This window comes from Phycicoccus mangrovi (assembly GCF_018729305.1).
In the GTDB taxonomy this organism is placed as follows: domain Bacteria; phylum Actinomycetota; class Actinomycetes; order Actinomycetales; family Dermatophilaceae; genus Phycicoccus; species Phycicoccus jejuensis.
The window spans coordinates 1-26923 of the sequence record NZ_JAHHWP010000015.1; the positions used below are offsets into that span (position 1 = coordinate 1).

Consider the following 26923-nt stretch of genomic DNA (forward strand, 5'->3'; position numbering starts at 1 on the left):
CCGAATGGGCCTACCGGCAGGTCTTCACCAGCAACCAAGCCCGCGCCGACGCCCTTGCCCCCTGGCTCGAGCTGTACAACACTCAGCGACGCCACACCGCCCTCGGCGGACTCCCACCGACCAGCCGTCTGTCACCAACCTGATGGCCGGGTACAGCTAGTCGGCGCACGCCGGCGCCGGCCGCGGGTCAGTCGGCGAGGACGACGGCCTGCATGAAGCGCGTGGCGGACTCGACGAGCTCGTCGAGCGCGGTGTCGTCGGGTGCGTCGAGGGCGCGCAGGGCGACCTCGTTGAGCCCGCCGACGACGCAGACCGCCTCGAGGTGGCTCAGCCGGCGGACGGCCGTGCCGGCCTCCCGGGCCTGGTCGAGCATCCGCAGGAGCGTGTCGGCGTGGCGGTCGACGACCTCCTGCCGGGCCGCGACCCCGCGCTCGCCGATGGTCTGGACGTCGACGACGTGCGCGCGGCCGAGCGCGCGGTCCTCGGTGACGTAGGTGAGGAAGGCGCGCGCCGCGTCCTGCAGCTGCACCGTGGCGGGGGTGGCGCCGGGGGAGAGCGCGGCGTCGACGGCGTCCATCAGCTCGCCGCTGCGGGTGCGGTAGAGCGCGAGGAAGCACTCCTCCTTGTCGTCGAAGTGCTCGTAGAAGGTCCGCTTCGAGGTGCCGGCGAGGCGCGCGACGTCGGCGATCGTCGTCGCCGCGAGGCCCTTGTCGGCGACGGCGGCAGCGAGCCCGGCCTCGAGGCGCTCGCGCACCGGTCGGGTGCGGTCGAGGCCCGGGACGGCGGTGGTGGAGGAGCGGCTCATGCTGGTACTGTACCGTACCAACCGATCCGGTACCAGTCAGTACCACCAGCCCCCAGTCCAGGAGCACCCTCGTGCAGCTCACCGCCGACGCCGTCGCGGTCGCCGGGACGCGCAGCCCCCTCGTGCGGCCGACGTCCTTCACCGCACCGCCCTCCCACGTCACCCCGGTGGCCGGCGACCCCGGCTACGGCCAGGTCGCGCTGGCCCTCGCCCTCGGCGGCCGGATGCCGGTGGCGGCGGGGAGCGTCCTCCTCGACGGCCTGGACGACGCCGGGCTGCTGCGCCGGCACGTCGCCCTCGTCGACGTCCCCGAGGTCTCGGCCCCCGAGGACGGTCTCGCCGTGCACCACGTCGTCGCCGAGGAGCTCGCCTTCGCCGGGCGCCCCTCCGGCCGTGCGGCGGTCGCCGAGTTCCTCGACCGGCACGGCGTGCTCGCCGCGGCCGACGAGCCGTTCGAGCGGCTGGCCGCGCAGGAGCGCGTCCGGGTGCTCACCTCCGCCGCCGCCGAGCGGGCGGCCACCCGCGTCCTCGTCGTCACCAACCCCGACCGCCGCGGCGGCGACCCCCGCCTGTGGTGGCCGATCCTCACCGCGCACGCGGCCTCCGGCCTCACCGTCGTCGTCCGGCTGACCCACGCGACGATGCGCCAGCTCGGCCTCGCCGTCCGCGCCGAGCTCGGCTCGACCGAGGAGGTGGCCGCGTGACCGCCCTGCGCCTCGCCCTCACCGAGCTGCGCCGCATCGGCGCCAGCCGGGTCGGCCGCCTCGCGCTCGTCGCCATGGTCCTCGTCCCCTCGATCTACGGCGGCCTCTACCTCTACGCGAACGACGACCCCTACGGCCGCCTCAGCGAGGTGCCCGCGGCCCTCGTCGTCGAGGACGAGGGCACGACCCTCTCCGGGGGCGAGCGGCTCCAGGTCGGCGACCAGGTCGCCGAGGAGCTCCTCGACAAGAACACCTTCGACTGGTCGCGGGTGAGCCGGCAGCGCGCCGACTCCGGTCTGCGCGAAGGCGACTACGACCTCGTGCTCGTCCTCCCGAAGGACTTCTCGACCGACCTCGCGAGCAGCGCGACGAACGACCCGCGGCAGGCCCGGCTCGAGATCCGCACGAACGACGCGAACAACTACCTGGCCCGGACCATCGCCAACACGCTCGTCAGCCAGGTCACCGCGTCCGTGGCCGAGCAGGTGAGCAGCACCGCGGCGAGCCGCTTCCTCGAGGGCTTCTCCGACATCCACGCCCAGGTCGTCGACGCCGCCGACGGGGCGCAGCAGCTGGCCGACGGCGCGCAGGAGGCGTCCGCCGGTGCGGGCGACCTCGCTGACGGCGCCGACCAGCTGCTCGCCGGGCAGAAGAAGCTCTCCGCCGGTGCGGGCGACCTCGCCGACGGCGCCGGCGCGCTGAGCTCCGGGCTCGAGACGCTGCGCTCGAGCACCTCCTCCCTGCCGAGCCAGACCAAGCAGCTCGCCGACGGCGCACGGCAGGTGAGCGACGGCGACGCGAAGGTCGCCGCCGCCGGCCGTCAGGTCGCGGACGCCGCCGACACCCTCCTCGGCGACCTCACCGCCACGCGGGGGCGGCTCGCCGACGACCTCGCCGCGGCCGGCCTCACCGACGAGCAGGTGCAGACCGTCCTCGAGCGGGTCGACGCCCTCTCCGGGCCGGTCACCGACGCGAACGCGACGGTCCAGTCGACCGCCGACGACCTCGACGCCCTCGCCTCCGGCGCCGACCGCGTCGCCGACGGCGCCGAGCAGCTCGCCGCCGCGGCGCCGCGCCTCAGCCAGGGCATCGCCGACGCCTCCACCGGCAGCGCGAAGCTCTCCTCGGGCGCGCAGCAGCTGGCCACCGGTGAGCGGGAGGCGCTCTCGGGCACCTCGCGCCTGGCCACCGGCGCGCACGACCTCGACGACGGGCTCGGCGACCTGTCCTCCGGCGCGACGAAGCTCGCCGACGGCCTCGCGAAGGGCGTCGACGACATCCCCGACCCCTCGGCCGAGCAGCGCACGGCGATGGCGCAGACGATCGGCAGCCCCGTCGCGGTCGACCGCGACGCCGAGGCCGCCGCGGCCAGCTACGGCGCGGGCCTCGCTCCCTTCTTCATGAGCCTCGCGCTGTGGATCGGCGGGTTCGTCCTCTTCACCCGGATGCGGGCCCTCTCGTCGCGGGCCCTCGCCGCCGGGCAGCCCGCCTGGCGGGTGGCCCTCGGGGGCTGGCTGGCACCGGCGCTGCTCGGCGGTGCGCAGGCGCTCGTGGCCTTCGGGGTCGTCGCGCTCGGCGTCGGCATCGACGTCGCGCACCCGGTCCTGCTGGGGCTGTTCATGATCGGGGTGTCCGCGGCCTTCATCGCCGTCATCCACGTCCTCATGGCGCGCTTCGGGGTCGTCGGGCAGTTCATGGCCCTCGTGCTCATGGTGCTCCAGCTCGTGAGCGCCGGCGGCACCTTCCCCTGGCAGACCCTGCCGGCACCGCTGCACCCCCTGCACCACGTGCTGCCGATGAGCTACGCGGTCGACGGCGTCCGGCGGCTCATGTACGGCGGGCCCATGGCGCCGCTCGCGCTCGACCTCGCCGTCGTCGGCGGCTGGGGCCTGGCCGCGCTCGCGCTCGCGGCCCTCGCCGCGCGCCGGGCGGGGACGTGGACCGCGGCCCGGGTCAAGCCCGAGCTCGTCGCCTGACCCGACGCAGCGTTCGCGGAGAGAGGGGTCCGTCAGTCGGAGTCGCCGCCGCCCTGGGCCGGCTGGGAGCCCACGCCGCTCCAGACGGCCTTGGCCCCCGAGTGGCCGACGAGGACGACGTCGACGGTGAGGCCGACGGCGGCCAGCACCCCGACGACGAGGAGGATGCGCAGCGCCCCCGAGGCCTTGCGCGGGCCGTCCGCGACCTCGCGCGGGGTCCGCTTCCACAGGAGGTAGATGGCCCAGCTGAGGATGGCCACACCGAGGACGATGATCGGGAGGACGTCGCCCAGCTCGGCATGGGCCTCGACGAGCTCACCCTCGCCGACGCGCCGCTCGAGCGCCTCGCCGGACTCCTTGGCGACGAAGCCGCTGATCGCGGTGACGGTGGCGAGCAGGGGGAGGGCGATGCCGATGCGTGCCCGGAGCTTCTCCGAGAGCGCGAAGAGCACGAGGAGGAGCGCCGTCAGGGGCGCGAGGACGACGACCGCGTGCACGACCAGGGCGTGCACGGGGATGCCGAAGATGGTGTCGAACACGGGAGTACCTCCCAGGCAGGGCGTGGCTGATCCACGGGTGTGGACACACTCTGCCGCGCGTCGGGGCCCCGGACCGTCAAGAGAGCGTCAAGCCCACCTGAGACTTTCGGGCAGTGTCCGCTGGTCGTATCGCCGCAGGTCAGGGGGTGAGCAGCACCTTGCCGGTCGCCCGGCGACCTTCGACGGCCTGGAGGGCGGGGACGACCTCGTCGAGGGCGCGGACCTCACCGAGCACGGGGTCGACCGAGCCGTCGCGCAGGAGCGGGAGCAGGGCGTCCCACTGCGTGCGCAGGTAGGCGCTGCCCGGGCCGGCCGGGTGCGTCCACCACGCACCCCACCCGACCCCGACGAGCGAGAGGTTGCCCAGCAGCAGCCGGTTGACCTTCACCTCGGGGATGGAGCCGGCCGTGAACCCGATGACGAGGTGCCGGCCGCCGGGGGCCAGCGCGCGCAGCGAGTCGGTGAGCCGGTCGCCGCCGACGGGGTCGACGACGACGTCGACACCCCGGCCGGAGGTGAGGTCGGCGACCGCCTCCCGGAAGCCGTCGGCCGGGAGCACCTCGTCCGCGCCGGCCGCCCGGGCCACCTCCCCCTTGGCCTCGCTGGAGACCACGGCGAGCACCCGGGCGTCCCACGCCCTGGCCAGCTGGACCGCCGCCGTGCCGACACCGCCGGCCGCGCCGTGGACGAGCACCGTCTCGCCGGGCTGCAGCCGGGCGCGCTCGCGCAGGGCGAAGTCGCAGGTCAGGTAGTTCATCGGCAGGGCGGCGCCCTGCGACCACGTCGTGTCGTCCGGCAGGGGGAAGACCATCGCCGGGTCGACGGCCACGGCCTGCGCGAAGCCCCCGAGGACGCAGAACGCCGCGACCCGGTCGCCCGGCGCGTACTCGCTGCCGGGCGGCGCCGAGCGCACGACCCCGGCGACCTCGGAGCCCGGGACGAACGGCGGGTCGGGGCGCATCTGGTACTGCCCGCGGGTCAGGAGCACGTCGGGGAAGCAGACCCCGGCGGCCGCGACGTCGACGACGACCTTCCGCTCGGCGCCGTCGGCCTCCGCCGGGTCCGGCAGGTCGACCACCTCCACGGCCTCGGGTCCGTCGAGCCGGGTCACCTGGGCTGCGCGCATCCCGCCATCCTAGGAACGACGAGGCCGGCGGCGGCCGCCGTGTGAACACCGCGTGACATCCGGCCCGGATGCGCCGATCCGGGAATGCCCGGGGCGCCGCGGGGCCTTGCACCTCCCGTGCCCCAGCCCCGACACGCCTCCCTCGCCACGTTCGCCCTCATCCTCGGCGGCATCGCCATCGGGACGACCGAGTTCGTGACGATGGGCCTGCTGCCCGACATCGCCTCGGGGGTCGAGGTGTCGATCCCGACCGCCGGGCACGCCATCTCGGCCTACGCGGCCGGGGTCGTCGTCGGGGCGCCGCTCATCGCCGCGCTCGGGGCGACGCTGCCGCGCAAGGGCCTGCTCGTCGCGCTGATGGTCGCCTTCGCCGTCGGCAACGCCCTGAGCGCCCTCGCCCCCGGCTACGAGACCCTCGTCGGCGCGCGCTTCCTCGCCGGCCTGCCGCACGGCGCCTACTTCGGGGTGGCGGCGCTCGTCGCGGTCGACCTCGCGCCCGCGGGCCGCGCGGGGCGCGCCGTCGGCACGGTGATGCTCGGCATCCCGGTGGCCAACGTCCTCGGGGTGCCGGGGGCCACGTGGCTCGGGCAGACGCTCGGCTGGCGCTCGGCGTACTGGCTCGTCGCCGTCCTCGGGCTGCTCACCGTCGCGCTCGTCCTCGCGCAGGTGCCGCACCTGCCGGGGGACCGGAGCAAGACCGTCCGGTCCGAGCTCGGCGCCCTGACCAACCTCCAGGTGCTGCTCACGCTGGCGGTGGGGGCCGTCGGTTTCGGCGGCATGTTCGCGATGTACTCCTACATCGCCCCGACGGTCACCGACGTCACCGGGCTGCCGGCCTCCGCGGTGCCCCTGTTCCTCCTCGTCTTCGGGGCCGCCGGTTTCGTCGGCAACCTCGTCGCCGGGCGGATGGGGGACTGGTCGGTGCTGCGGTCGATCGTCATCGGGATGGTCGGGCTCGGGGTCGCCCTCGGCCTGTTCGCCCTCGTCGCGCGGTGGGCCGTGCCGGCGCTCGTCGTCCTCGCGCTCGCGTCGGTCCTCGCGTCGGTGCTCGTCATCAACCTCCAGCTGCGGCTGATGCAGGTCGCCGGCGAGGCGCAGACGCTCGCCGCGGCGGGCAACCACGCGGCGCTCAACCTCGCGAACGCGCTGGGGGCGTGGCTCGGCGGTGTCGTCATCGCGCGCGGCTACGGCTACACCGCGCCGTCGTGGGTCGGCGTCGGGCTCGCCGTGCTCGGCCTCGGGGTGCTCGGGGTGTCGGTGCTGCTGCACCGCCGCACGCTGCGGGGGCGCTCCCTCGAGCGGCCGGTGGCGCCGGCCGAGGCGACGACCTCCGCCTGAGGCGCTCGTCCTCCGTGAACGCGGGTGAACCCGCCGGGGCTCCCGGCGGGTTCACCCGCGTTCAATGCTGGTGGGGCGGCCTCAGGCCGACTTCTGCTCCTGCTCGTCGTCGAGGAACGGGTAGTCGGTGTAGCCCTCGGCGCCACCGCCGTAGAAGGTGTCGGCGTCGGGCTCGTTGAGCTCGGCGTCCTCCTTCCAGCGGCGAGGGAGGTCCGGGTTGGCGAGGAAGAGGCGCCCGACGACGACCGCGTCGGCGTGCCCGCCGGAGACGAGCTCATCGGCGCTCTCCTTCGTCGTCACCTCGGCGAAGCCGGTGTTGAGGAGGAAGACGCCGTCGTGGAGGTCGCGGATGCGGGCGGTCACCTCGGCCTGCGGGTCGGCGAGCACCGACACGTAGGCGATGCCGAGGTCGCGGATGCCCTCCATGAACGCCGTGTACGTGGCGAGCACGTCGGCCGGGTCCTCCTCGGTGGCGCCCTGGATGTTGTGCGCCGGCGACAGGCGCAGGCCGACCCTGTCGGCGCCGATCGCCTCGACGACGGCGCGGACGACCTCGACCCCGAAGCGGGCCCGGTTCTCGGGGGAGCCGCCGTAGCCGTCGGTGCGGTGGTTCGAGCCGGGGGCGAGGAACTGGTGGATGAGGTAGCCGTTGGCGCCGTGGACCTCGACACCGTCGAGGCCGGCCTCGACCGCGCGGCGGGAGGCGTCGACGTACTCGGCGACGACGGAGGGGATCTCGTCCTCGGTGAGCTCGCGCGGCACCGGGTGCGGCTTCATCCCGTCGGCGGTGAACATCTCGCCGGGGGCGGCCAGCGGGCTCGGGGCCACGGTCTCGAGGCCGTGCTTGTTGTCCGGGTGGGCGACCCGGCCGGCGTGCATCAGCTGGACGACGATGCGGCCGCCCTCGCCGTGCACGGCGTCGGCGACCTTGCGCCAGCCCTCGACCTGCGCGTTGCTGTGGATGCCGGGGGTCGTCAGGTAGCCCTGGCCGACGGCGCTCGGCTGCGTGCCCTCGGTGATGACGAGGGCGGCCGAGGCGCGCTGGCGGTAGTACTCGACCTGGAGGTCGGTGGGGACGCCGTCCGCGTCGGCGCGGTTGCGGGTCAGCGGCGCCAGCACGATGCGGTGCGGCAGCTCGCCGAAGGGGGTGGGCAGGGGGGTGAACAGATCGGGCACGGGGTGTCCTGTCTCTCGGGGGTGGGGCGCGAGCGGCCCGCCTCGTGAGCGGGCCGTCCCGTCATCCTGTTGAGGGTTCAACCATCGTGGGGCCCGGCCATTCCCCCGCGACCGGTCGGTGTCGAAGCCTCGGGCGGGCCCGGGCGGCTCAGAGGTCGCCGGTGAGGAACTGCGCGACGCCGTTGCCGAAGGACCAGTCGGCCGTCGTGTTCTCGACGACCGACACGACGAGGTCGGTGCCGGCGAGGCCGCACTCGGCCCCCAGCCGCTCGGCGAGCCCGGCGTACAGGGCCTGCTTCTGCTCGGTGCTGCGGCCCTGCTGCACGACCTGGACGAGGACGACGTCGTCGGTGCGCTCGAAGCCCAGCCCGGTGTCCTCGACGACGATGCCGCCCGGCTTGTGCTCGGTGATGAGCTGGTAGCGGTCGCGGGGCGGTGCCGCGAAGCGCTCGCGCATCACCTCCTGGACGACGTCGGCGAGGCGGCGGAGCTCGGCGGCGTCGCGCCGGCCCTCGATGACGTGGAGGTGGACGAGCGGCACGGGCTTCTCCTCGGGGTGCGACGGGCGGGGACCCCGGCGACAACGCCGGGTCGTGGGCGGGGTGTTCCGGGCCGGGACGCCGGCGGTCGGTCGCCCGTACGCTGACCGCATGTCCGCGCCCGTGTCCTGCACCGTCGACGGCGGCATCGCGCAGGTCCGCCTCGACCGCCCCGACAAGCTCAACGCCCTGACCCTCGACACCCTCGAGGCGCTCGTCGAGACCGCCCGGTCGCTGGGGCGCGACCGCACGCTGCGCGGTGTCGTGCTCGGCGGCGCCGGTGACTCCTTCTGCGCGGGGCTCGACTTCGCGACGGTGCTGCGCGAGCCCCCGCGGGTCGCGCGGGCGTTCGTCCCCCGGCCGTGGCGCGGCACCAACCTCTTCCAGGAGGCCTGTTGGGCCTGGCGCCGGCTGCCCGTGCCGGTCGTCGCGGCCGTCCACGGCCACTGCTACGGCGGGGGCCTGCAGATCGCGCTCGCCGCCGACCTGCGGATGACGACGCCGGACGCGCAGTGGTCGGTGCTCGAGGCGCGGTGGGGGCTCGTCCCGGACATGAGCGGGGTGCAGGCGCTGTCGCAGCAGGTGCGCCTCGACGTCGCCAAGCGGCTGACGATGACCGGCGAGGTGCTCAGCGGCACGCGCGCGGTCGAGCTCGGCCTCGCGAGCGAGGTGCACGACGAGCCGTTCGTCGCCGCGACCCGCTTCCTCGAGGAGGTCGCCACGCGCTCGCCCGACGCGGTCGCGGCGACCAAGCGCATCTTCGAGCGGACGTGGAGCGCCGGCCCGCGCCGGACCTTCGCGCGCGAGCGACTGGAGCAGGCGCGGCTCCTGGGGCGCGGCAACACGAAGGCCGCCCGGGAGGCCGCGTTCCGGCGCGAGGCGCCCTCGTTCGGGCCGCGCGCCCGATGACGGTCACGACGCAGCGGGCGTCCTGCACGCTCTGCGAGGCGATGTGCGGGCTCGTCGTCACGAAGGACTCCTCCGGTGCGGTCACCGGCATCCGCGGCGACGAGGCCGACCCCCTGTCGCGAGGGCACCTGTGCCCCAAGGCGTTCGCGCTGCCGCAGCTGCAGGACGACCCGGACCGGCTGCGGCGCCCCCTCGTTCGCGGTGCGGACGGCGAGCTGCACGAGGCGACGTGGCCGGAGGCGTTCCGGCGTGCGGCCGAGCTGCTGGCGGGTGTCCAGCGCGAGCACGGCGACGACGCGCTCGCCGTGTACCTCGGCAACCCGAACGTCCACAGCCTCGGCGCGCTGACCCACCACCCGACGCTCGTGCGGCTGCTGCGCACCCGGACCCGCTTCTCCGCGACCTCCGTCGACCAGCTGCCGCACCACGTCGTCGCGCACGCGCTCTACGGCCACCAGTTCCTCCTGCCGGTGCCCGACATCGACCGCACCGACCTCGTCGTGCTCGTCGGCCACAACCCGATGGCGTCCAACGGCTCGCTGTGGACGGTGCCGGACTTCCCCGGGCGCCGGCGCGAGCTCGCGTCGCGGGGAGGGCGCCTCGTCGTCCTCGATCCGCGGCGCACCGAGACCGCCCGGGTCGCCGACACACACCACTTCGTCCGGCCCGGCTCGGACGCCGCGGTGCTGCTGGCCCTCGTCCGGGAGGTGCTGGTCTCCGGCCGGGCGCGGCCCGCGCCGTGGGTCGACGGCGTCGATGCCGTCCGCACGGCCGTCGAGCCGTTCACGCCGGAGCTCGCCGAGCGCGCGAGCGGGATGCCGGCCGACGCCGTGCGCGCCCTGGCCCGCGACCTCCTCGACGCACCCTCCGCCGCGGTCCACGGCCGGATGGGCGCCTCGACCCAGGCGCACGGGGTCGTCTGCCAGTGGGCGGTCCAGCTGCTCAACGTCCTGACGGGCAACCTCGACCGGCCGGGCGGCACGATGCTGACGACCCCGGCCGTCGACCTCGTCGGGCGCGGGGTGCTCTCGCCGGGAGGGTTCTCGCGCAGGCGTACCCGCGTCCGCGGGCTGCCGGGGTTCGGGGGCGAGCTGCCGGTGTCGGCCCTCGCCGAGGAGATCGCGACGCCGGGCGAGGGACGCGTCCGGGCGCTGCTGACCATCGCCGGCAACCCCGTGTCGTCGACCCCGGGCGGGCACCGGCTCGACGCCGCGCTCGGGACGCTCGACGCCCTCGTCTGCGTCGACTTCTACCTCAACGAGACGACCCGCCACGCCGACGTCGTCCTGCCGCCGACCGGCCCGCTGGAGCGCGACCACTACGACCTCGTCTTCCACCTGCTCGCCGTCCGCGACACCGCACGCTTCACGTCGGCCGTCCTGCCCAAGGACCCCGGCGGGCGCCACGACTGGGAGATCGCGCGCGACCTCGGCCTCGCGTACCTCCGCGCCCGGGGCACCACGCCGCGGCAGCGGCTGTCGCGGGCCGCGCTGGCGCTCGAGGCGCGGCTGCGGACCTCGCCGACCCGCCAGCTCGACGTCCTGCTGCGCACCGGAGGCGCGGGCCTGTCGGTGCGCCGGCTGCGCGCGGCCGGGCCCGGTGGGCTCGACCTCGGCCCGCTGCGGCCGCGGCTGCCCGGCCGGCTGCGGACCCGGGACAAGCGGGTCGACCTCGCGACGCCGCTCGTGCTCGACGCGCTGCCCGGGGTGCTCGCGGCGCTCGAGGGTGCGGCGACCGACGGGCTCGTGCTCGTCGGCCGGCGCCACCAGCGCGACAACAACTCGTGGCTGCACAACGCGCCGGTCCTCACGAAGGGACGTCCGCGGCACGCGCTGCTCGTCCATCCCGACGACCTCGTGGCCCACGGGCTCTCCGACGGCGAGCGGGTGCGCGTGACCTCGGCGGTCGGCGAGGTGGTCGTCGAGGCGGCGGCCAGCGCCGACGTCATGCCGGGGGTCGTCTCGCTGCCGCACGGCTACGGGCACGCGCGCGAGGGCGTGCGGATGCGCACCGCCACGACGCTGCCCGGGGTGTCCGTCAACGACCTCACCGACCCCGGCGTCGTCGACCCGCTGAGCGGCAACGCGGTCCTCAGCGGCGTCCCGGTGACCCTCGCCCCCGCCGAGGCGTCCCAGCGCGAACGCGTGTGAAATCGCCGGGGATGCCCGGCCATTTCACACACGTTCGCGGAGTCGTCAGGGGGAGAGGGTGACGAGGGCGCGCAGGGCGGCGACGCAGTGCTCGACGAGGGCGTCGCGTCCCTCTGCCCGCTCGGCGGGCGGCAGGGCCGACCACTGGAGGGCGCGGTCCTCGAGGTAGGCGACCCACCCCCGCGCGGCCGGCGCGGCGGAGGCCGGGAGGTCGAGCTCGCGCCGGGCGAGGTCGGCGACGAAGGTCGTGACGGTCTCCATCGGGTCGTCGGGGGCGGCGCGCGACAGCTCGGTCCGGCCGCGGACGAGGGCGACGTACCACTCGCGGCGGCGCTCGACCTGGTCGAGGAAGCGCCCGACGACCTGGCGCACCGCCTCCTCGCCGTGCACGCCCTCGTCGGGGGCGACGTTGCGCCGCACCCGTCGACCCGCGGCGGCGACGACGGCCCGGTGGTAGTCGGACTTCGTCGGGAAGTAGTGGAAGAGCAGCCCCCGTGACACGCCGGCCGCGGCTGCGACCTCGTCCACGGACAGGTCCCCGACCGGTCGCTCGACGAACATCCGCAGCCCGATCCCGACGAGCTGGCGGCGCCGCTCGTCGGGCGTCATCCGCACGCGCGCCGCCGTTCCCACGCTATTGAGCATTGCTCAACAGGGGTCTAGGGTCAAGGGCATGGACTTCGCACCGTCCGCCCGCGCCGCCGACCTCGCCACCCGGGTCCGCACCTTCGTCGACACCGAGGTCGCGCCGGTCGAGGAGCGCCTGCTCGCCGACGTCGCCGCCCGCCGGGCGCGCGGCGAGGACCCGTGGCCCCCGACCGCCGAGGTCGAGAAGCTCAAGGAGAAGGCCCGCGCGCAGGGCCTCTGGAACCTGTTCCTGCCGGCCGGAGAGGGCGACGAGTGGGCCGAGCGCTTCGGCACCGACGGCGGCACGGGGCTGACCAACCTCGACTACGCGACCGTCGCCGAGCAGACCGGTCGTTCCACCCTCGCGCCGCTCGTCCTCAACTGCAACGCCCCCGACACCGGCAACATGGAGGTGCTTCTGCGCTACGGCACCCCCGAGCAGCAGGAGCAGTGGCTCGTGCCGCTCCTCGAGGGGCGCATCCGCAGTGTGTTCCTCATGACCGAGCCGGGGGTCGCCAGCTCCGACGCGACGACGATGGCCGCCACGGCCACGCTGGACGGCGACGAGGTCGTCGTCGACGGCCGCAAGTGGTGGACGACCGGCGCCGGCCACCCCGACAGCCGGCTCGGCATCTTCATGGGCCTGACCGACCCCTCGGCGCACCGCCACCGGCAGCACTCGATGGTCCTCGTGCCGATGGACGCCCCGGGCGTGCGCGTCGAGCGGATGCTCAGCGCCCTCGGTCACTTCGACGAGCCACTCGGCCACGGCGAGGTGTCGCTCGACGGCGTGCGCGTCCCCGCCGACAACGTCCTCCTCGGCCCCGGCCGCGCCTTCGAGATCGCCCAGGGACGCCTCGGCCCCGGGCGCGTCCACCACTGCATGCGGCTCGTCGGCCTCGCCGAGAAGGCGCTCGAGCTCGCCTGCGAGCGCTCGAGCACCCGGGTCGCCTTCGGCAAGCCGCTGGCGAACCTCGGCGGCAACCGCGAACGCCTCGCGCGGGCGCGCATCGCCATCAACCAGGCGCGGCTGCTCGTCCTGCACGCCGCGTGGAAGCTCGACACCGTCGGCATCGAGGGCGCGCTCTCGGAGGTCAGCGAGATCAAGGCCGCGGTGCCGCAGATGGCGTGCGACGTCATCGACCTCGCGATCCAGCTGCACGGCGGGGCCGGCATGAGCGACGACTTCCCGCTCGCCGCCGCCTACGCCGGGGCGCGCAGCCTCCGCCTCGCGGACGGGCCGGACGAGGTCCACCTCGGCGTCGTCGCCCGACACCTGCTCAAGCCCTACGCCGCCCGAGCCCAGGAGGCCACCCGATGACCCGCCGCGCCCTCGTGACCGGAGGGGCCTCCGGCCTCGGCCGCGCCCTCGTCGAGCTGCTCGTCGCCCGCGGCGACCGGGTGCTCGCCGTCGACCTCGCCGAGGAGCGACCGTCGTCGGTGCCGGCGGGTGCGGAGTACCGGCGCCTCGACGTGCGCAGCCAGCAGGACTGGGACGCCGCGCTCGCGTGGGTGCGGGAGGAGTGGGGCGGTCTCGACCTGCTCGTCAACAACGCCGGCATCGCCACGGGCGGGCGCATCGACGTCGAGGCGATGGCCGACTGGGAGCGCGTCGTCTCCATCAACCTCCTCGGGGTCGCGCGCGGGTGCCACACCGTCACACCGCTGTTCAAGGAGCAGCGCGCCGGCCACATCGTCAACGTCGCCTCGCTCGCCGGGCTCGTCCACGGCCCGGGGATGTCGAGCTACAACGCGACGAAGGCCGGTGTCGTCGCCCTCTCGGAGACGCTGGGGTTCGAGCTCGGCCCGTGGGGCGTCGACGTGTCGGTCGTCTGCCCGGCGTTCTTCCGGACCAACCTCCACGAGTCGTTCGCCGGCAAGGACACGGCGATGCAGGAGGCCGGGATCCGGCTCATCACGAAGGCCTCGGTCGACGCCTCGGACATCGCGCGCATCGTCCTGGACGGCATCGAGAAGAAGAAGCCGATCATCCTCACCGACCGGATGGGCAAGCAGGCGTACTACGGCAAGCGCTTCCTGCGGCCGCTCTACGACCGGATGATGGTCGGTCAGGCCAAGCGGCTCGCGCGCAAGGCGGGTGCCGACCCGCAGGAGTACCTGCCGTGACCGAGGTCGCCGGGGCCGCGCGCGTGCGGGACGAGGACGCCTTCGACGTCGGTGCCGCCGCTGCCTGGCTGCGCGAGAACGCCTCCGACACCGCGGGTCTCGAGGGTGACCCCGAGGTGCGGCAGTTCGCCGGCGGGGCCAGCAACCTCACCTACCTGATGCGGTGGCCCGGGCGCGACCTCGTGCTGCGCCGGCCGCCGTCGGGCACGAAGGCCAAGGGCGCGCACGACATGCGGCGCGAGCACGACCTGCAGGCCGGTCTCGCGGCGTCGTTCCCGCTCGTGCCGACGATGGTCGGGTACTGCGGCGACGAGTCGGTCATCGGTTCGGAGTTCTACGTGATGGAGCGCATCGCCGGGACCATCCTGCGCAAGGACGTCCCCGACTCCCTCGGCCTCGACCGCGACCGCGTGAAGGCGCTGTGCGAGAACGCGGTCGACGTCCTCGTGCGGCTGCACGACGTCGACGTCGACGCAGCCGGGCTGCGTGACCTCGACCGCGGCGACGGGTACGTCGAGCGACAGGTCGGCGGCTGGGCCGGCCGGATGAGGCGCGCGCACACCCCGGACGTCCCGGACCACGAGGCGACGATGGCGTGGCTGGAGGCACACCGCCCGGCCGACCGGCCGCACACGTTGATCCACAACGACTTCCGCTTCGACAACCTCGTCCTCGATCCCGACGACCCCACCCGGGTCGTCGGCGTCCTCGACTGGGAGCTCGCCACCGTCGGTGACCCCCTGATGGACCTCGGCTCCGTGCTCGCCTACTGGGTGCAGGCCGACGACGACCCGACCTTCGTGGCGCTCCGGCTCCAGCCGACGCACACCCCCGGGATGCTGACCCGCGACGAGGTCGTGGCGCGGTACTGCGCCGCCCGCGGCGTCGAGGTCTCACCACGCGACCTGCTCTTCTACGAGGTCTTCGGGCTGTTCCGGCTCGCCGTCATCGCGCAGCAGATCTACTTCCGCTTCCACCACGGGCAGACGACCAACCCCGCGTACGGTGCCTTCCGGGACGTCGTCGCCCACCTCGACCAACGGTGCGCCCGGCTCCTCGCCGAGCGCGCCTGAACCGCAGCACCACCCGACCGACCACAGCCCACCACCGACGACGACGAAGGACCCGACCGTGCCGACGACGATCATCACCGGGGCCAGCTCCGGCCTCGGGGCCGAGATGGCCCGCCAGCTCGCCGCCCGCGGCTGGGACCTCGGGCTCTGCGCCCGCCGCACCGAGCGCCTCGAGGAGCTGCGCGACGAGATCGTCGAGCGCACCGGGCGTCGTGTCGTCGTCCGCGCCCTCGACGTCACCGACGACGACGCCGTCTTCGAGACGATGCGCGCCTTCCGCGACGACTTCGGCACGATCGACCGCGTCGTCGTCAACGCCGGCCTCGGCAAGGGGGCGCCGCTCGGCACCGGCCGCTACGACGCCAACCGGCAGACCGCGATGGTCAACTTCGTCGCCGCCCTGGCGCAGACCGAGGCCGCGATGGAGGTCTTCCGCGCGCAGAAGCGCGGTCACCTCGTGATGATCTCGTCGGTCTCGGCGATGCGCGGGATGCGCAAGACCGTGACGACCTACGCCGCGACGAAGGCGGGCGTCGCCGCGCTCGCCGAGGGCATCCGCAACGAGATGCTCGGCGAGCCGGACCTCGACATCCGGGTCTCGGTCATCTACCCCGGCTACATCCGCTCGGAGATGAACGAGAAGGTGTCGCACACCCCGTTCATGGTCGACACCGTGCCCGGCGTCACCGCGATGGTCGAGGCCATCGAGAAGGAGAAGGCGCACGCCCTCGTGCCGGCGTGGCCGTGGGTGCCGGTCGGCAAGGCGCTCCGCCACCTGCCGCTGCCGGTCGTCCGGAAGATCATGTGACCGTGGGCGTCGTCGTCCTCAGCCGCCTGCCCGGCGACGCCGTCGAGCGGCTGCGCGCCGAGCACGAGGTCCGCTACCGCGACGAGGACTCGCCGGTGCCGGTCGGCGACCTGCCCGTGCTCCTGTCCGGGGCGCGGGCCGTCGTCGTCACGCTCGGCCACCGGGTCGACGACGCCTTCCTCGACGCCGCCGGGCCGGGCCTGGAGGTCGTCGCCAACGTCGCGGTCGGGTACGACAACATCGACGTCGACGCGTGCCGCGCCCGGGGGGTCGTCGCGACGAACACCCCCGGCGTCCTCACCGACGCCACCGCCGACATCGCGTTCGCGCTGGTCCTCATGGCGACCCGGCGCCTGGGCGAGGCCGAGCGCGAGGTCCGCGGCGGCACGGGCGGCGGTGGCTGGGGGATGTTTCACCTGCTCGGGACCTCGGTGCAGGGCAAGGCGATCGGCATCCTCGGGCCGGGGGCCATCGGTCTCGCGACCGCTCGTCGCGCCAGGGCCTTCGGGATGTCGGTGCTGCTGTCCGGCCGGTCGGCGCCCGACCCCGACGCGGTGGCCGAGCTGGACGCCGAGGTCGTGGGGTTCGAGGAGCTGCTCGAGCGGGCCGACGTCCTGTCGGTCCACGTCCCGCTGTCGTCGGCGACCCGCCACCTCGTCGACGCCACGGCCCTGGCCCGGATGAAGCCCGGCTCCTACCTCGTCAACACCGCCCGCGGGCCGGTCGTCGACGAGGCCGCGCTCGCTGCGGCGCTGGCGTCCGGGCACCTGGCCGGCGCCGGGCTCGACGTCTTCGAGGACGAGCCACGGGTGCATCCGGGCCTGCTCGCCCGCGAGGACGTCGCCCTGCTGCCGCACATCGGCTCGGCGACCGTCGAGACCCGCACCGCGATGGCGGGCCTCGCCGCCGACAACGTGCTCGCCGTCCTCGCCGGCCGGGAGCCGCTGACCCCCGTCCGCTGACCCGCCGCCCGCCGCTCCTCGACCTGACGGGCCTACGTGCGGACGAGGAGACGCCGCAATCGGCGCCACAGCCGTCGTGGCGCCGGGACCGGGGCGTGCCCACCGTGCACGTGCGAGGCGACGCCGCCTGCGACGATCTGGGCGCCCACGGCATCGGCCGTCGTCCCGGTGCTGACGAGCGCCGGGGCCGCCGCCATCGTCGGGTTGTAGTGCCGGTCGCACAACCGCTGGCCCTGACGCCCGGTCGACGTGGCCTCCGCCCGGCATCGCTCGCACCTCACGACGCACGCCCGAGCAGGAGGGGCAGCAGGGCCAGGAGGCAGAACGCGGCGAGGGCCGCGGCGCCGACGAGGTGGTCGCGCACCGGATGGGTCGGATGATCGTCGAGCGCGAGCGGGCGCATCATGCCGGGAGGCGGCGGGACGGCGGACGGTGCGTTCATGACGACCCCCTCGTGTCGGGACTCCACGGTACGGGCCGGGCGGAGCCGTGGGAAGAGGTCGGCGTCGAGGGCGCGGGTGGTTGCTCGGGCGGCCACGTCCGCACTCGACCCCGGGTCAGCCGGTGGCCAGGTGGTGGGTGATGGAGGCCCGGAGGTCGTCGTGGCGTGCCGACAGCGCCGTCGCCGGGTCGGACCAGCGCTCCGGCGGGTACAGCCACACCGGTTTCGTGACGAGCTCGGACGGCTCCCAGTCGTAGCGGGGCCACACGTGCGCGTGGAGGAAGGGGTCGGTGTTGCCGAGGATCTCGAGGTTGACCCGCCGGAAGCGGGGGTCGTGCTCGGCGCAGGCCCGCTCGACGGCCTCACCGAGGCGGGCCATCGACGTGAGGAACTCGACCTGTGCCGCCGGTGCGAGGTCGGAGATGCGCTCGGCGTGCGGGTCGTCGGTCAGCAGGACGCAGTAGCCGGGGAGCCACTGCACGTCACCGATGACAGCGATAGCCGACGGCATCCGCCGGAGCACGGTGGGGTTCTCGCCGCGCAGGGCGGACCCGATGCGGTCGGCGCGCCAGTCGTCCATGCCGGGCACGCTGCCACACCGACCGCCCCGGGCGGAGTCGCTCAGGGCCAGAGCACGCCGGCGTTGCGGTGCCAGAGCTCGCTCGAGGCGTCGCGACCCTCCTGCGGGTCGGGGAGCTCGGAGGCCTGGGTCGTCGTCATCGACCCCGGGTCCACCCGGGGGACGGCGACGTGCACCCGGCGCGCGAGGTGCCCGTCGTCCGTGCTGCGTTCCGCACCCATCGTGTCCTCCGTGGTCGGCTCCCCCCATGCTGGCAGGTCGACCGCGCTGCGAGAAGCCCACGGACCGGCGGGGTCGAGGGCCGAGGTGGTCGCCGGGGGTGCCACTGACGCACTCGACCCGGGGGGAGGAGGGGGCGCTCGGTGTCAGAGGGGGCGGTGCATCACGTGGAGGCCGACGCGCCCGTGGCGGCGCGAGTCAAATGCCTCGGGCACGGTGCCGACCACGACGAACCCGAGGTCCTGCCAGAGCGCCACGGCCGCGGTGTTGGTCTCGACGACCGCGTTGAACTGCATCGCGGCGTACCCCTGGTCGCGCGCCCACGCGAGCACCCACTCGCCGAGCGCCCGCCCGACCCCGCGCCCCCGGGCAGCCGGCGCCACCATGAACGACGCGGTGGCGACGTGCGCGCCCCGGCCGGGGCGGTTGGGGCCGGTCTTCGCCGAGCCGAGCAGCTCGCCGGTCGCGGCGTCGACGGCCACGACGCAGACCGACGGCGCGCCCTCGTCCCACAGCGCGCGCACCTCGTCGTCCGCGAGGCCGGACGGGTAGGCGTAGCTCTCGCCGTCGTCGACGATGCCGTGGAAGACGGGCAGGAAGGACGCCCAGTCGGCGTCCTCGACGGGCCGGATGATCATCCGGTCAGGTTACGGCTCAGGCGTGCTCGGGCCGCATGTGCATCCAGGGCCGCGTGAGCGAGAACGACCGCCCGGTCAGCTCGTCGACGGTGATGGCGACGACGTTGAGCTTGACCGTGTCCACCCACGGACGCAGCGGCAGCTCCTCGGTCTCGTCGGCCTCGTGTCCCTCGAGGGTGCGGGCGCGGCCGCGCACGACGACACTGCGCGCCTCGTGCTCGTCGACCTCGTCGACCTCGAACGCGACGTCGGCGTTCATCGTCAGGCCGAGCAGCTTGCTGCCCTCGGCGGTCCGGACGACGATGCGGTCCTGCGCGTCCACGGCGTAGTTGATCGGCGTGATGTGGACCTCGTCGGCCAGGTGGAACGCGAGCCGGCCGAACTCGTGGGTGCGGAGCAGGGCCCAGGCGTCCTCGGTGCTGAGGCGGGAGACGGGCGACTCGGTCATGGGGGGCCTCCTCGGCGACGGGTGGCGACCGGCTACTACGTACTGTAGTGGATGCCGTCCGCGATCCGCCGCCGGTGTGACGCATCCGGGGTTACGCTCCGGACGTGGAGAACCCCGGCACCGAGGACGTCGTCGTCGTGGGGGCGGGCCCGGGCGGGCTCGCCGTCGCCGCTGCCCTGCGGGCGCGGGGCGTCGACCCCCTCGTCGTCGACCGGGCGACGCAGGTCGGCGACTCCTGGCGCAACCACTACGACCGCCTCCACCTGCACACGCCGCGTGGCTGGTCGCACCTGCCCGGCTACCAGATCCCCCGCCGGTTCGGCCGCTGGGTCGCCCGCGAGGACGTCGTCCGCTACCTCGAGGAGTACGCCGCACACCACCGGCTGCGGCTGCGCCTCGGGACGGCGGTGACGCGCATCGACCGGCCGGAGGAGACGGGTCCGGATGCCGCCCGACCCGCGCGCTGGCGCGTCGACCTCGCCGATGGCACCTCCCTGAGCGCCTGTGACGTCGTCGTCGCCACCGGGTACAACCACACCCCGGTCGAGCCCTCGTGGCCCGGGCTCGACGGCTACCCCGGCGAGGTCGTCCTCGCCCGCGACTACCGCAACGGCCGCCGCTGGGCCGGCCGCGAGGTGCTCGTCGTCGGCACCGGCAACACCGGCACCGAGATCGCCACCGACCTCGCCGAGCACGGGGCGCTGCGCGTCCTGCTGTCGGTGCGGACGCCGCCGCACATCCTGTCCCGCACCCGTTTCGGTGTCCCCGCGCAGGCCACGGGCATCGCCGTCCGGCGGCTGCCGCCCAAGGTCGTCGACCGCGTGGCGGGCGTCCTCGCCGCCGTCCAGGAGCCCGACCTCACCGAGCACGGGCTGCCGCGCGCCGGCAGGGACCTCTACAGCCGGGTGCTCGAGGGGCGCATCCCCGTCCAGGACGTCGGCGTCGTCGGGGCCATCCGGGCCGGCCGGGTCGAGCCGGTCGCCGCGGTCGAGTCCTTCTCCGGGCCCGAGGTCGTCCTCGCCGACGGCACGCGCGTCACGCCGGACGCGGTGGTCGTCGCCACCGGGTACCGCGCCGGGCTCGAGCCGCTCGTCGGCCACCTCGGCGTGCTCGGCGAGCGCGGGCTGCCCGCCACGCACGGGCACGTCCGGTCCGAGGTGGCGCCGGGGCTGTGGTTCACCGGCTACACGAACCCGATCTCCGGGATGCTGCGCGAGCTGCGCATCGACGCCGAGCGCATCGCCCGCGCCGTCACGCGCGAGCGCGGCTGACGCGTCAGGACAGGCGCTCGACCTCGAGCGTGAAGCGGTGCGCCCGCAGCCGCTCGACGAGCGGGGTGCCGAGGCCCGTCGCGGGGGTGAGGACCCCCGAGGTGTCGGGCAGCCCGGCGTCCTCCTCGGCGAGGGCGAGCGCGGACTGGCCGAGCATGACGGCCGTGCCGGAGTACCCGGGGTCGTAGGGCGCCGCGACGACGGAGCGGTACCGGGCGCCGTTCGTGGCCTCGGCGGTCACCTCCATCCGGAAGCGGCCGCTCGCCATCGCCTCCTCGCTCGGGCCCTCGCCCGGAGCGGGCAGCACGCGGTCGAGGACGGCGCGGGTCGGCGCGAAGGCCATCCCGCCGACGGCGCCGAGCAGGCCGGCGGAGACGACGGATGCCGTCACGGCGCCGCGCGGGCCGGCGCCGTAGTCGGAGTACTCGGTGTAGCGGAAGCCGTCGCCGTAGCCGAGCAGCGAGGCCGAGCGCGCGACGACGCGGGTGTTGAACGCGGCCATGACGAACGGGCCGGTGAAGTGGCCGTTGTCGGGGTCGCGGCGCACCGGGGAGGCCTTGGTGGCACGGTCGACGACGCCGGCGACGCCGCCACGGGCGGGCAGGCGCGGTCCACGCGGGGGCCGGCCGCCCTCGGCGAGCGCCCACGGGTCGGCGGCGATGCGGCGGGTCGCGGGGTCGGCGCGCATCTCGAGGGCCTGGGTGCGGGCGGAGTCGATGGTCCCGCCGCTGAAGCCGCCCTTCATGCTGCGGACGGCCAGCCGGGTGCGGCCGAGCTCGGCGCCGTCGGCGCGGGCGGCGTCGGCGCAGAGCATGACGCCGAGGTCGCTCGGGATGGAGTCGAACCCGCAGGCGTGGACGACGCGGGCGCCGGAGAGCATCGCGGCCTCGTGGTTGCGGGCGACGCTGCGGTGGACGAACAGCACCTCGCCGGTGAGGTCGCAGTAGTGGGTGCCGGCCTCGGCGCAGGCGGCGGCGAGCGGCATCCCGAACTTCGCGTACGGGCCCACGGTCGTCACGACGACGCGGGTGCGCGCGGCGAGGTCGGCGACCGCGGTCTCGTCGAGGGCGTCGAGGACGACGAGCGGCCAGTCGGCGGCGGCCCCCGGCAGGTCGCGCCGCACGGCCTCGAGGCGCTCGCGGGAGCGTCCGGCCAGGGCGATGCGCACCGACGCCGGTGCGTGCTCCGCGAGGTGGCGAGCGGTCAGCCGGCCGACGAAGCCCGTCGCGCCGAAGAGGACGATGTCGAGCTCGCGCGCCGCAGTCATGGCGCCACCGTACGGGGGAGCGGGTCCCCACGGTGGGGCAGCATGGGGTGATGAGGGCGACGACGCGGGTGCTGGGCGTGGTGCAGGCCGGCGGCGCCGGGTCGCGGATGGACGTCCTGACGCGCGAGCGGGCCAAGCCGGCGCTGCCGTTCGGCGGCTCGCACCGGCTCGTCGACTTCGCGCTGTCCACCCTGGCGGGCAGCGGCGTGACCGACGTCTGGCTGTCGGTGCAGTACCGGGCCGGGAGCCTGCACGGGCACGTCGCCGGCGGTCGGCCCTGGGACCTCGACCGCACCCGCGGCGGGCTGCGCTGGCTCGTGCCCGAGGAGGGCGGAGGGTCGCCGGGGCAGGAGGGCTTCGCCGCGGGCAACGCCGACGACCTGCACCAGTACGTCGACGCGATCGAGTCCTTCGGGGCCGACGCGGTGGTCGTCATGAGCGCCGACCAGGTCCTCTCGCTCGACCTGCGCCCCGTCGTGGAGCGCCACCTCGAGCGCGGCGCCGACTGCACGGTCCTCACGACCGAGGTGACGCGGACCCGGGCGCGCGAGAAGACCGTCGTGCACACCGGGCGCGGACGGCGCGTCCGCCGGGTCGAGGAGAAGCCGGACGACCCCACGTCGACGACGATCGCCGCCGAGGTGTTCGTCTACCGGCCCGCCGCGCTCGTCGAGGCCATCGGGACGCTGCGCCGCGAGGACGTCGAGGACGGGCTGGGGGACTTCTCCGAGCGGCTGCTGCCCCACCTCGTCGCGTCCGGCACGGTGCTCGCCGAGCCCCTGCCCGGGTACTGGGCCGACTGCGGCACGCCGGCCGCCTACCTCGCCGCCCATCGTGACCTGCTGGCCGGCCGGGTGGACGCGTTCGACGAGCCGGCGGTCCCGCTGCTCACCCGATGGCCCGAGCGGGCGCCCGCGCGAGTGGATGCCGGTGCGCTGGTGGAGGACTCGCTCCTCGCGCCGGGGTGCCGGGTGCGGGGCACGGTGCGGCGCAGCGTGCTCGGGCCCGGGGTCGTCGTCGAGGCCGGCGCGGCCGTCGAGGACGCCGTGCTGCTGGAGGACGTCGTCGTGCGCCGGGACGCCCGCGTCGCGACGGCGGTGCTCGACGAGCGGGTCGTCGTCGGCCGTGGTGCGCAGGTGGGTGCGCGGCCCCGCGGCACGCGGCTCGTGGACGACCACGTGACCCTGCTCGGACGCGAGGCCGTCGTCGCCGGCGGGGCCGCGCTTCCGGCCGGTGCCCGGCTCGAGCCCGGCGCGACGGCCTGACGGGCTGGCTCGTCGCACACCTGGAGGAGAGACGGCGTACAGGAATCGACACATTCGTCAGTTTCTGTACGTCGGCGGGGAGGGACGGCGTACAGGAATCGACACATTCGTCAGTTTCTGTACGTCGGCGGGGAGTGAGGGCGTGCAGGAATCGACACATTCGTCAGTTACTGCACGTGAGGGGCGGGGCGGGTCAGACGGCTCCGGGATAGGTGGCGGCCAGCGCGTCCGCGTAGCGCTCGCGTGCCTCGGCGCCGCGCTCGGGCGCGACGGGGTCGGCGGTGGCCTCGACGGGGACGTCCCACGCCGGGGCCTCGGCGCCGCCGGCCAGCGCCCAGGCCGCCTGCCGGGCCGCACCCACCGCGACGTACTCGCCGGGTGCCGGGACGGCGACGGGGGCGCCGAACAGGTCGGGCGCGATGCGCTGCACCGCAGCCGACTTCGCCGCCCCGCCGATGAGGAGCACGCGCTCGACCGGGCAGCCGGCGTCGCGCACGGCGTCGACGGCGTCGGCGAGGCCGAGGAGCATGCCCTCGACGACGGCGCGGGCGAGGTTCTCGGGGGTCGCGTTCGTGCGGGTCAGGCCGTGGAGCGAGCCGGTCGCCTCCGGCAGGTTGGGCGTGCGCTCACCGTCGAGGAACGGCAGGAGCGTCAGCCCGCCGGCGCCCGGCTCGGCCGCGAGGGCGAGGGCGTCGAGGCCGGCGAGGTCGACGCCGAGCATCGAGGCGCCCGAGGTGAGGACGCGCGCCGCGTTGAGCGTGCAGACGAGGGGCAGGAAGGCGTCCTCGGCGTCGGCGAAGGACTGGACGAACCCGCGCGCGTCGGCCGTCGGGCGGTCGTGTCGCGCGAAGGCGGTGCCGCTCGTCCCGAGCGAGACGACGACGTCGCCGCGGCGCAGTCCCAGCCCCAGCGCGGCGCCCATGTTGTCGCCGGTGCCGGGGGTGACGACCATCCCGTCGCGGGTGCGCCCCACGACCTCGGCGGGGCCGGCGACGCGCGGCACCGCGAGGTCGCGGCCGGCGGCGAGCCGGAGGAGGTCGGGCCGGTACTCGCGGGTCGCGGCGGAGAAGTACCCGGTGCCCGAGGCGTCGCCCGCGTCGGTCGTCCACTCCTCGAACCCGCCTGCCGCCGAGAGGATCCGGCCGGTGAGCCAGTCGTGGGGGAGGACGACGCGCGCAGCCCGCGCCATGGCGTCCGGCTCGTGGTCGCGGACCCACCGAAGCTTGGCGGCGGTGATCGCGGCGAGCGGGACGACGCCGACGGCCTCCGCCCACGCGGCGGGTCCGCCCAGCTCGTCGACGAGGTCGCGGGCGGTGCCGGCCGAGCGGGTGTCGTTCCACAGCAGCGCCGGCCGGACGACCTCGTCGGCGTCGTCGAGGAGGACCATCCCGTGCTGCTGGCCGCCGACGGCCAGCCCGGAGACGCCGTCGAGGAGACCGCCGGACGTCGCCTCCTCCCACGCCCGCCACCAGTGGGCGGGGTCGACCTCGGTGGCGTCCGGGTGCGTCCCGCGCCCGATCCGGACGACCTCCCCGGTCTCCGCGTCGCACACGGCGACCTTGCAGGACTGGGTCGAGGTGTCGACCCCGGCGACGAGGGGGCGCTGGGTCATGCGGTCGGACCTTCCACGAGGCGGTTTCTCGGGCGTGCTCACGTGAACGATAATGCGCTCACGTGAGAGCCGAGAGGAGGCATCCCGTGGTCGAGACCGTGCTCGGCGAGCCCGCCGCCGCGGCCCGCCCGCCGGAGCCGCTGCGCGCGTCCGAGGCCGTCCTCGCCGCCGAGGTCGCCCGCCGCCACTACCTCGCCGGCGAGAGCAAGGTCGAGATCGCCGGTGCGATGGGCATCAGCCGCTTCAAGGTGGCCCGGCTGCTCGACGCCGCGCGCGCGACCGGCATCGTCCGCATCGAGATCGTCGAGCCGGGCGGGGTCGACGGGGACCTCTCGGCCCGTCTGCGGCAGGCGTACGGGCTGCGCCGGTGCGTCGTCGTCGACCGCAGTGACGACGCGCCCCGCCTGCGCGCGCACGTCGGCGCGGCCGGGGCCGACCTGCTCGTCGACCTCGTCGGGCCCGACGACGTCCTCGGCCTGCCGTGGGCGCGCACGGTCAGCGCGATGCTCGAGGCGCGGCCGGCGCTGCCGTGCGTCCCCGTCGTCCAGCTGAGCGGCTCGATGGTCATCCCGGGCGAGACGAGCCCCGTCGACATGGTGCGGGTCGCGGCCGGGCTGACCGGTGGCGAGGCGCACGTCTTCTACGCGCCGCTCATCCTCGACGACGCCGACAGCGCCGCCGCGATGCGCCGGCAGGCCGCCGTGGCCGCGGCGATGGCCGAGGTCGACCGGGTCTCGGTCGCCGTCGTGAGCATCGGCGCCTGGCGCCCCGGCCACTCGACCATCCACGACGCCGTCGACCCGGACGTCCGCGAGGCCGTCGCGGCCACCGGCGCGGTCGGCGAGGCGCTCGGGGTCTTCGTCGACGCCGAGGGACGCGCCGTGCACCCCGAGCTCGTCGACCGGATGGTGACGATCGACGCGGAGCGGCTGCGTGCCGTCCCCGAGGTCGTCGCGCTCGCGACCGGGGCCGCCAAGGCCGCCGCGGTGCGGGCGTTCCTCCTCGGGGGATGGGTCGGGTCGCTCGTCACCGACCGCTCGCTCGCGACCGTGCTCGTGCGGGCCGCCGGCGCCTGACCCGGGTGGGCCGGGCGCCGGCGGCGTCCGTCATCCGACGTGCGTCGTCACCGGTGGTCAGCGCGCCGCGACGGCCGCGCGGTGCTCGGCCGCCTGGCGGGCGGAGGCCCGACGGTCCGCGGCGTCCACGCTCGCGCGGTCGTCGACGTCGACGCCGGCGCGCCGGGCGGCGGCGAGGGCCTGCGGGCTGTGCAGGTCGGGCAGGACGAACCGCTCGGGTCGGATGGTGCGGTCGAGCGAGGCGTAGCGGCGCTGGTCGGCGGCGAGCCGGTCGGCCGAGGCGGCTGCCGCGGCGCGCACGGTGCTCGTCGCCCGGACCGTCCCGCCGGTCAGGAGGGGGCTGACCGTCGGGGTGTAGCCGCTCGCGTGGCCGGCCTTGTTCGGGTGGTAGCTGTTCTCGATGGGGTTCGACAGGCCGTTGAGCCACTCGGGGCTGTCGCACACCGCGTGCCCGACGAACCGGCTCGTCGGGTTCGCGAACGAGAAGCCAGCCGCGGCGGCGCGCTGGGCCGTGACCGTGTTGATCCGGTCGGCCATCGCGTTGAGGCGGCTCTCCTCGTCGGGCGAGAACCACGTGAGGGCGTTGCAGTCCTCGCCGTTGAAGATGCGCGGGTACCCGACGACGGTGACCTTCGCGTTCGGGGCCTTGGACCGGATGCCCGCGTAGAGCGTCGCGAGCCGGCCCGGGAGGGTGCCGTCGACGAACGCCTGCGCGCCGTCGATCGCGCCGTTGCAGTCGCTCATCCATCCGGGCTGGGCGCACTCGGTGAGGACGTCCGCGAAGCCGGCGTCGTTGCCCCCGACCGAGATCGAGACGTAGCGGGTCGTCGACGACAGCGCCGGCAGCTGGGTGCTCGTCACGTCGGCGACCGTGGCGCCGGAGCAGGCGCGGAAGGTCAGGGCGTAACCCCGCGCGGAGGCGATGAGCGATGGGTAGGCGGAGACCGACCGCAGGCACGAGGTGCCGTCGGCGATGTAGTCGCGTGTCCCGGTACCCGAGGAGTAGCTGTCGCCGAGCGCGACGTAGGGCTCGCCGGCCGCGTGGGCCGGGGCGATGGCGCCGAGGGTGGCGAGGGTGGTCAGGGCGGACACGGCTGCGGTGGTGGCCACGGCACGACGTCGGGACATGGGTCTTCCTCCTGGGTGTGGACGCTGCGGATGCGGTGGTGCGGGGTGGTGCTGGTCGGTGGGGGTTGCCCGGGCGGTGGTGGACCCGGTGGCCGGGGCCCGTCGGGGCCGGACGCGC

General features: G+C 75.2%; 28 protein-coding genes. 14 read left to right on the forward strand and 14 right to left on the reverse strand.

Translation table 11 applies throughout. From position 1 onward, the window contains the following. Nucleotides 1-143 (forward strand): integrase core domain-containing protein (locus KMZ30_RS13460; RefSeq protein ID WP_215512587.1); only part of this gene is annotated, 143 nt, incomplete at its 5' end. A 44-nt stretch (nucleotides 144-187) separates the two neighbouring features. On the opposite strand, the gene KMZ30_RS13465 is transcribed toward KMZ30_RS13460, so the two are convergent. Continuing rightward, a complete protein-coding gene (locus KMZ30_RS13465; protein ID WP_215513130.1) occupies nucleotides 188-805 on the reverse strand; it encodes a TetR/AcrR family transcriptional regulator in 618 nt (205 codons plus the stop codon). Between the two features lie 71 nt (nucleotides 806-876). On the opposite strand from KMZ30_RS13465, the gene KMZ30_RS13470 reads away from it, so the two are divergent. Beyond that, nucleotides 877-1509 carry a P-loop NTPase family protein gene (locus tag KMZ30_RS13470; protein ID WP_215513129.1) on the forward strand — a complete coding sequence of 211 codons (633 nt, stop codon included), beginning with the start codon at nucleotides 877-879 and terminating at the stop codon, nucleotides 1507-1509. Further along, nucleotides 1506-3485: a YhgE/Pip domain-containing protein gene (locus KMZ30_RS13475; RefSeq protein ID WP_215513128.1), complete on the forward strand. Its 1980-nt coding sequence runs from the start codon at nucleotides 1506-1508 to the stop codon at nucleotides 3483-3485. Before KMZ30_RS13470 ends, KMZ30_RS13475 begins: the two co-directional genes overlap by 4 nt. A 32-nt stretch (nucleotides 3486-3517) precedes the next feature. Here KMZ30_RS13475 and KMZ30_RS13480 read toward each other — a convergent pair whose 3' ends face one another. Then, nucleotides 3518-4024, reverse strand: a complete 507-nt coding sequence (locus tag KMZ30_RS13480) for a DUF2231 domain-containing protein (RefSeq protein ID WP_207022208.1) — start codon at nucleotides 4022-4024, stop codon at nucleotides 3518-3520. Between the two features lie 139 nt (nucleotides 4025-4163). Next, the gene (locus KMZ30_RS13485) at nucleotides 4164-5150 is read right to left on the reverse strand and encodes an NADPH:quinone oxidoreductase family protein (RefSeq protein WP_215513127.1); all 987 of its coding nucleotides are present in this window, start codon (nucleotides 5148-5150) and stop codon (nucleotides 4164-4166) included. Nucleotides 5151-5267: 117 nt separating this feature from the next. Here KMZ30_RS13485 and KMZ30_RS13490 point away from each other — a divergent pair, with 117 nt between their 5' ends. Next, nucleotides 5268-6488, forward strand: coding sequence for an MFS transporter (locus KMZ30_RS13490; RefSeq protein WP_308279762.1), 1221 nt, complete (start codon nucleotides 5268-5270; stop codon nucleotides 6486-6488). An 81-nt stretch (nucleotides 6489-6569) separates the two neighbouring features. Here KMZ30_RS13490 and KMZ30_RS13495 read toward each other — a convergent pair whose 3' ends face one another. Both KMZ30_RS13495 and KMZ30_RS13500 read right to left on the reverse strand, forming a co-directional pair. Then, nucleotides 6570-7664, reverse strand: coding sequence for an alkene reductase (locus KMZ30_RS13495; protein ID WP_215513125.1), 1095 nt, complete (start codon nucleotides 7662-7664; stop codon nucleotides 6570-6572). Between the two features lie 148 nt (nucleotides 7665-7812). Further along, nucleotides 7813-8205 (reverse strand): tautomerase family protein, encoded by a 393-nt coding sequence (locus KMZ30_RS13500; RefSeq protein WP_215513124.1) that lies wholly within the window; start codon nucleotides 8203-8205, stop codon nucleotides 7813-7815. 109 nt (nucleotides 8206-8314) lie between these two features. Between KMZ30_RS13500 and KMZ30_RS13505 the strand changes: the two genes are divergently transcribed. Together KMZ30_RS13505 and KMZ30_RS13510 are read left to right on the forward strand one after the other, a co-directional pair. Next, nucleotides 8315-9112, forward strand: coding sequence for a crotonase/enoyl-CoA hydratase family protein (locus KMZ30_RS13505; RefSeq protein ID WP_215513123.1), 798 nt, complete (start codon nucleotides 8315-8317; stop codon nucleotides 9110-9112). Beyond that, complete coding sequence (locus KMZ30_RS13510) at nucleotides 9109-11262, forward strand: molybdopterin-dependent oxidoreductase (RefSeq protein ID WP_215513122.1); 2154 nt, start codon at nucleotides 9109-9111, stop codon at nucleotides 11260-11262. The genes KMZ30_RS13505 and KMZ30_RS13510 overlap by 4 nt, the downstream gene beginning before the upstream one ends. Before the next feature lie 45 nt (nucleotides 11263-11307). Here KMZ30_RS13510 and KMZ30_RS13515 read toward each other — a convergent pair whose 3' ends face one another. Continuing rightward, nucleotides 11308-11895, reverse strand: a complete 588-nt coding sequence (locus KMZ30_RS13515; RefSeq protein ID WP_215513121.1) for a TetR/AcrR family transcriptional regulator — start codon at nucleotides 11893-11895, stop codon at nucleotides 11308-11310. 40 nt (nucleotides 11896-11935) lie between these two features. Here KMZ30_RS13515 and KMZ30_RS13520 point away from each other — a divergent pair, with 40 nt between their 5' ends. Genes KMZ30_RS13520 through KMZ30_RS13540 form a run of 5 tightly spaced genes read left to right on the forward strand, consistent with a single transcriptional unit; the run spans nucleotide 11936 to nucleotide 16859 of the window. Beyond that, nucleotides 11936-13210 (forward strand): acyl-CoA dehydrogenase family protein, encoded by a 1275-nt coding sequence (locus tag KMZ30_RS13520; RefSeq protein ID WP_215513119.1) that lies wholly within the window; start codon nucleotides 11936-11938, stop codon nucleotides 13208-13210. After that, nucleotides 13207-14016, forward strand: a complete 810-nt coding sequence (locus KMZ30_RS13525; RefSeq protein ID WP_215513118.1) for an SDR family NAD(P)-dependent oxidoreductase — start codon at nucleotides 13207-13209, stop codon at nucleotides 14014-14016. The genes KMZ30_RS13520 and KMZ30_RS13525 overlap by 4 nt, the downstream gene beginning before the upstream one ends. After that, on the forward strand, nucleotides 14013-15089 hold the full coding sequence (locus KMZ30_RS13530) for a phosphotransferase family protein (protein WP_215513117.1): 1077 nt from the start codon (nucleotides 14013-14015) through the stop codon (nucleotides 15087-15089). Before KMZ30_RS13525 ends, KMZ30_RS13530 begins: the two co-directional genes overlap by 4 nt. Before the next feature lie 58 nt (nucleotides 15090-15147). Then, complete coding sequence (locus KMZ30_RS13535; protein ID WP_030526314.1) at nucleotides 15148-15897, forward strand: SDR family oxidoreductase; 750 nt, start codon at nucleotides 15148-15150, stop codon at nucleotides 15895-15897. After that, nucleotides 15894-16859, forward strand: a complete 966-nt coding sequence (locus KMZ30_RS13540) for a 2-hydroxyacid dehydrogenase (RefSeq protein WP_372447515.1) — start codon at nucleotides 15894-15896, stop codon at nucleotides 16857-16859. The genes KMZ30_RS13535 and KMZ30_RS13540 overlap by 4 nt, the downstream gene beginning before the upstream one ends. Before the next feature lie 277 nt (nucleotides 16860-17136). On the opposite strand, the gene KMZ30_RS13545 is transcribed toward KMZ30_RS13540, so the two are convergent. The 5 genes from KMZ30_RS13545 to KMZ30_RS13565 form a co-directional block, all read right to left on the reverse strand. Next, nucleotides 17137-17301 (reverse strand): hypothetical protein, encoded by a 165-nt coding sequence (locus KMZ30_RS13545; RefSeq protein ID WP_215513115.1) that lies wholly within the window; start codon nucleotides 17299-17301, stop codon nucleotides 17137-17139. A gap of 115 nt (nucleotides 17302-17416) precedes the next feature. After that, complete coding sequence (locus KMZ30_RS13550) at nucleotides 17417-17881, reverse strand: HIT family protein (protein WP_215513114.1); 465 nt, start codon at nucleotides 17879-17881, stop codon at nucleotides 17417-17419. A 41-nt stretch (nucleotides 17882-17922) separates the two neighbouring features. Beyond that, entirely contained in the window at nucleotides 17923-18102 is a 180-nt protein-coding gene (locus KMZ30_RS13555; RefSeq protein WP_215513113.1) for a hypothetical protein, read from the reverse strand. Between the two features lie 144 nt (nucleotides 18103-18246). Then, the gene (locus tag KMZ30_RS13560) at nucleotides 18247-18738 is read right to left on the reverse strand and encodes a GNAT family N-acetyltransferase (RefSeq protein WP_215513112.1); all 492 of its coding nucleotides are present in this window, start codon (nucleotides 18736-18738) and stop codon (nucleotides 18247-18249) included. Nucleotides 18739-18754: 16 nt separating this feature from the next. Further along, nucleotides 18755-19186, reverse strand: a complete 432-nt coding sequence (locus KMZ30_RS13565) for a pyridoxamine 5'-phosphate oxidase family protein (RefSeq protein WP_215513111.1) — start codon at nucleotides 19184-19186, stop codon at nucleotides 18755-18757. Nucleotides 19187-19290: 104 nt separating this feature from the next. Here KMZ30_RS13565 and KMZ30_RS13570 point away from each other — a divergent pair, with 104 nt between their 5' ends. Then, nucleotides 19291-20457 (forward strand): flavin-containing monooxygenase, encoded by a 1167-nt coding sequence (locus KMZ30_RS13570; RefSeq protein ID WP_215513110.1) that lies wholly within the window; start codon nucleotides 19291-19293, stop codon nucleotides 20455-20457. Between the two features lie 4 nt (nucleotides 20458-20461). On the opposite strand, the gene KMZ30_RS13575 is transcribed toward KMZ30_RS13570, so the two are convergent. Continuing rightward, nucleotides 20462-21724, reverse strand: a complete 1263-nt coding sequence (locus KMZ30_RS13575; RefSeq protein ID WP_215513109.1) for a saccharopine dehydrogenase family protein — start codon at nucleotides 21722-21724, stop codon at nucleotides 20462-20464. A gap of 50 nt (nucleotides 21725-21774) precedes the next feature. Here KMZ30_RS13575 and KMZ30_RS13580 point away from each other — a divergent pair, with 50 nt between their 5' ends. Beyond that, nucleotides 21775-22989 carry a glucose-1-phosphate adenylyltransferase family protein gene (locus KMZ30_RS13580; RefSeq protein WP_215513108.1) on the forward strand — a complete coding sequence of 405 codons (1215 nt, stop codon included), beginning with the start codon at nucleotides 21775-21777 and terminating at the stop codon, nucleotides 22987-22989. A 193-nt stretch (nucleotides 22990-23182) separates the two neighbouring features. Here KMZ30_RS13580 and xylB read toward each other — a convergent pair whose 3' ends face one another. Next, nucleotides 23183-24601 carry a xylulokinase gene (xylB, locus tag KMZ30_RS13585; protein WP_215513107.1) on the reverse strand — a complete coding sequence of 473 codons (1419 nt, stop codon included), beginning with the start codon at nucleotides 24599-24601 and terminating at the stop codon, nucleotides 23183-23185. Nucleotides 24602-24687: 86 nt separating this feature from the next. On the opposite strand from xylB, the gene KMZ30_RS13590 reads away from it, so the two are divergent. After that, nucleotides 24688-25677 (forward strand): sugar-binding transcriptional regulator, encoded by a 990-nt coding sequence (locus KMZ30_RS13590; protein WP_215513106.1) that lies wholly within the window; start codon nucleotides 24688-24690, stop codon nucleotides 25675-25677. A gap of 57 nt (nucleotides 25678-25734) precedes the next feature. Here KMZ30_RS13590 and KMZ30_RS13595 read toward each other — a convergent pair whose 3' ends face one another. Beyond that, nucleotides 25735-26805, reverse strand: a complete 1071-nt coding sequence (locus KMZ30_RS13595) for an SGNH/GDSL hydrolase family protein (RefSeq protein WP_215513104.1) — start codon at nucleotides 26803-26805, stop codon at nucleotides 25735-25737. Nucleotides 26806-26923 lie beyond the last annotated feature (118 nt).